Source organism: Couchioplanes azureus, from assembly GCF_014648355.1.
Classification (GTDB): domain Bacteria; phylum Actinomycetota; class Actinomycetes; order Mycobacteriales; family Micromonosporaceae; genus Actinoplanes; species Actinoplanes azureus.
In genome coordinates this window covers 1-4,095 of record NZ_BMQY01000026.1, presented here as the reverse complement: position 1 = coordinate 4,095, position 4,095 = coordinate 1, and the positions used below count along the sequence as shown (strand labels likewise).

1 protein-coding gene is annotated in these 4,095 nt (G+C 74.8%); it reads right to left on the bottom strand.

Annotated elements, in window-relative coordinates; translation table 11 throughout:
* Positions 1 to 4,095, bottom strand: a 4,095-nt coding sequence (locus tag IEY99_RS33630; RefSeq protein ID WP_189208168.1) for a type I polyketide synthase, incomplete at both ends; no start/stop codon positions are given.

Sequence of the window (4,095 nt, the reverse complement as noted above, 5' to 3'; positions counted from 1 at the left end):
ATACCGGGCGTACAAGTCGCGGCCCATCCCGGCGCGCTGCGAACCCTGGCCGGTGAACATGAACGCCAGGCGTCCGTCGGCGGCCAGGGTGGGTGCGACCGCACGCAGGGCGGCGCACAGCTCGTCGCGGGTCGTGCCGACGACCACCGCGCGGTGCTCCAGGGCGGCACGGGCCGTGAGGCCGCGGGCGATGTCGGCCGGATGCGCGTCCACGGCGGCGATCCGGGCGGCCTGCTCGTGCAGTGCCTCCGGGGACCGGGCCGACAGCACCCACGGGACGACGGTGTCGGCCGGCTCCGGCTCGACCGGGGCGGGCCGGACGGACTCGATGATGACATGCGCGTTGGTGCCGGAGATGCCGAACGACGAGACACCCGCGCGGCGCGGCCGGTCGTCCCGGCGCCACGGCCGCGCCTCGGTCAGCAGCTCGACCCGGCCCGACGTCCAGTCGACCTCGGCCGACGGCTCGTCGATGTGCAGGCTCGCCGGCAGCATCTCCTGCCGCATCGCCATGACCATCTTGATGACACCGGCCACCCCGGCCGCGGCCTGCGTGTGCCCGATGTTCGACTTCACCGAGCCGAGGTAGAGCGGCTCGCTGCGATCCTGCCCGTACGTGGCGAGCAACGCCTGCGCCTCGATCGGGTCACCGAGCGTCGTGCCGGTGCCGTGCGCCTCCACCACGTCCACGTCGACGGCGGTGAGGCCGGCATGGGCCAGTGCGTGCCGGATCACCCGGCGCTGGGACGGCCCGTTCGGGGCGGTCAGCCCGTTCGAGGCGCCGTCGGAGTTGACCGCGGAGCCGCGGACGACCGCCAGGACCTCGTGCCCGTTGGCCCGCGCGTCGGAGAGCCGTTCGAGCACCAGGAAGCCGGCGCCCTCGGCGAACCCGGTGCCGTCCGCCGCGGTGGCGAACGACTTGCACCGGCCGTCCGGGGACAGACCGCCCTGGCGGCCGAACTCGGCGAACACGCCGGGCGTGGACAGCACCGTCACGCCGCCGGTGACGGCGAGGGTGCAGTCGTCCTGGCGGAGGGCCTGCACGGCCAGGTGCAGTGCCACCAGCGACGAGGAGCAGGCGGTGTCCACAGCGACCGCCGGGCCTTCCAGGCCGAGCTTGTAGGAGACGCGGCCGGCGACGACGCTGCCGTTGCCGTCCGCGCCGGGATAGTCGTGGTACATCACGCCGGCGAAGACGCCGGTGCGGCTGCCCCGCAACGATGTCGGGTCGATGCCGGCGCGTTCCAGTGCCTCCCAGGTCAGTTCCAGGGTCAGGCGCTGCTGTGGGTCCATGCCGAGCGCCTCGCGGGGCGAGATGCCGAAGAACGCCGGGTCGAAACCGGCCGCGTCGTCGAGGAAGCCACCGGTGTCGGCGTAGGTGCCGCCGTCCGGGGTGCGCAGCGGGGTGAGATCCCAGCCCCGGTCGGCCGGGAAGTCGCCGATCGCGTCGCCGCCCTCGGTGACCAGGCGCCACAGGTCCTCCGGGGACGCGACACCGCCCGGGTACCGGCAGGACATGCCGACGATCGCGATGGGCTCCTGCGGGTCGGCGGCGCGGACGACGCTGGTCTCCGCGTCGCGCTGCCCCGCCGGGGCGAGCTCGGCGTCGATGAACCGGGCCACCGCGGCGGCGTTCGGCTCGTCGAAGACCAGCGTGGCGGGCAGCCGCAGGCCGGTCGCGGTGTTGAGCTGGTTGCGCAGCTCGGTGGCGGCCAGCGAGTCGAAGCCGAGCTCCTGGAACGCGCGCTCCGGGGCGATCCGGTCGGCCGAGTCGTGGCCCAGCACCGCCGCGACCCGGGACCGGACGATGCGCAGGAGCGCCCGGTGCCGCTCGGCCGGGTCCAGCCCGGTGAGCTGCCCGGCCAGGCCGGTGACCTGGGCCGCGCTGGTCGCCGCGGCCCGGCGCCCGGCGGGGGTGAGGTCGCGGAGCAGGGCCGGGATCTCGTCGGTGCGGTCCCGCAGGGCGGCCGTGTCGACCCGGATGGGCGAGACGGCGGGTCGTCCGGAGCGCAGCCCGGCGGCGAACAGCGCCATTCCCTGCTCCTGGCTCAGCGGCGGAACGCCGAGCCGGCTCATCCGCTGACGGTTGGCGTCACCCAGCAGCTCACCCAGGCCGGCGCCGACCTCCCACAGCGCGTACGCCATCGCGGTGGCGGGGCGGCCCTGCGCGTGACGCAGCTCCGCGAGGCCGTCGAGGAACTGGTTGGCGGCGGCGTAGTTGCCCTGCCCACCGGTGAGGACGGTGCCGCCTGCCGAGGAGAACATGACGAACGCGGCAAGGTCCATGTCCGCGGTCAGCTCGTGCAGGTACCAGGCGGCGTCGGCCTTGGGGGCGAGCACGGCGTCGATGCGCTCGGGGGTGAGCGCGGTGACCAGAGCGTTGTCGCCGACACCCGCGGCGTGCACCACGCCCGTCAGGTTCTCCTCACGCAGCAGCTCGGCCAGCGCCGTACGGTCGGACACGTCACAGGCGACGATCCGCACCTCGGCGCCCGCTGCGCTCAGCTCGGCCGCCAGCTCACCGGCGCCCGGCGCGTCCGGCCCGCGACGGCTGGTGAGCAGCAGGTGCCGCACACCGCGCTCGGTGACCAGATGACGGGCCACGACGGCGCCGATGCCGCCGGTGCCACCGGTGATCAGGACCGGGCGGTCGGCGTCGAACTCCGGCATGGCCGCGCTCGCCTGCACGCGAACCAGACGCGGAACCCGGATCTCACCGTTGCGTACGGCGAACTCGGGCTCGTCCACGGTGTCCACCGCGACGCTACCGTCGGAATCCACCAGCACGATGCGGCCCGGGTTCTCCGCCTGCGCGGCCCGGACCAGACCCCACACCGGCGTCTGCGCCACATCCGGCATCTCCGCGGCCACCGCATCGCGGGTCACCACGACCAACCGCTCCGGCAGATCCGAAGCCAGATGCCGCTGCAAGACCTCCAGAACCTCACCGGTCAACGCCCGCACCGCGGACGGCACGTCACCCGCGGGGGTGACGACCTCGTGCACCACCGACGGGATCACCTCGGCGCCGGCAGTGGCGGTGCGCCAGGTGACCGCGTACAGGGACTCGTCGCGGGTGAGCTGATCGGCGGAGACCGGGCGGCCCACCATCGAAGCGGCGGTCAGCACCGGTCGGCCGGTCACGTCGGCGAGTTCGAGGGTGGTGCCGCCGTTGCCCGCGCGGCGTACCCGGATCCGCAGGGCGGACGCGCCGACCGCGTGCAGGGTGACATCGGTCCAGGCGAAGGGGATGGACGTGGGCGCGTCGGCGTCACCCAGCAGTCCCGGCAGGGTGGCGTGCATGGTGGCGTCGAGCAGCGCCGGGTGGATGCCGTACCGGGCGGCGTCCGCGGCGGCCGGCTCGGGCAGGGCCACCTCGGCGTAGATGTCGTCGCCCGCGGACCAGGCCGCCCGCAGTCCCTGGAACACCGGGCCGTACGCGTAGCCGTGCTCGGCGACGACGGCGTACGCGTCATCGACCGGAACCGGGTGTGCGCCGGGCGGCGGCCAGGTGGCCAGGTCGAACGCGGGGGCGGGTGTGGCGGCGGTGAGGAACCCGGAGGCGTGGCGCAGCCACCGGTCGTCCTGGCGCGTGTGGATCGCCAGGGCGCGCCGGCCGTCCTCGTCCGGACCGACCGTGACCTGCAGCGGCAGCGCGCCGGTCAGCACCAGCGGGGCGCCGAGGGTCAGCTCCTCGACGTGCGGGGTGCCGCTGGCGGCGCCGGCGTGCAGCGCCAGCTCCACCAGGGCCGAGCCCGGCACCAGGACGGTCCCGAGGACGGCGTGGTCGGCCAGCCATGGCTGGGCGTCCAGCGACAGGCGGCCGGTGAACAGGCGCCCACCGGTGCCGGGCAGGTCGACGGCGGCGCCGAGCAGCGGGTGCTCGTCGGCACCGAAGCCGAGCGCGGCCGGGTCGGCGGTGCCGGTGGTGGCGTCGACCCAGTAGCGGCGGCGCTGGAACGGGTAGGTGGGCAGGGCCACGCGCTCACCGTCGACGACGGCGGTCCAGTCGACGTGGTGTCCGGCGGTCCAGATCCGCCCTACGGCGGTGAGCAGGGTGGTGACCTCGTCACGATCCCGGCGCATCGTCGCCAC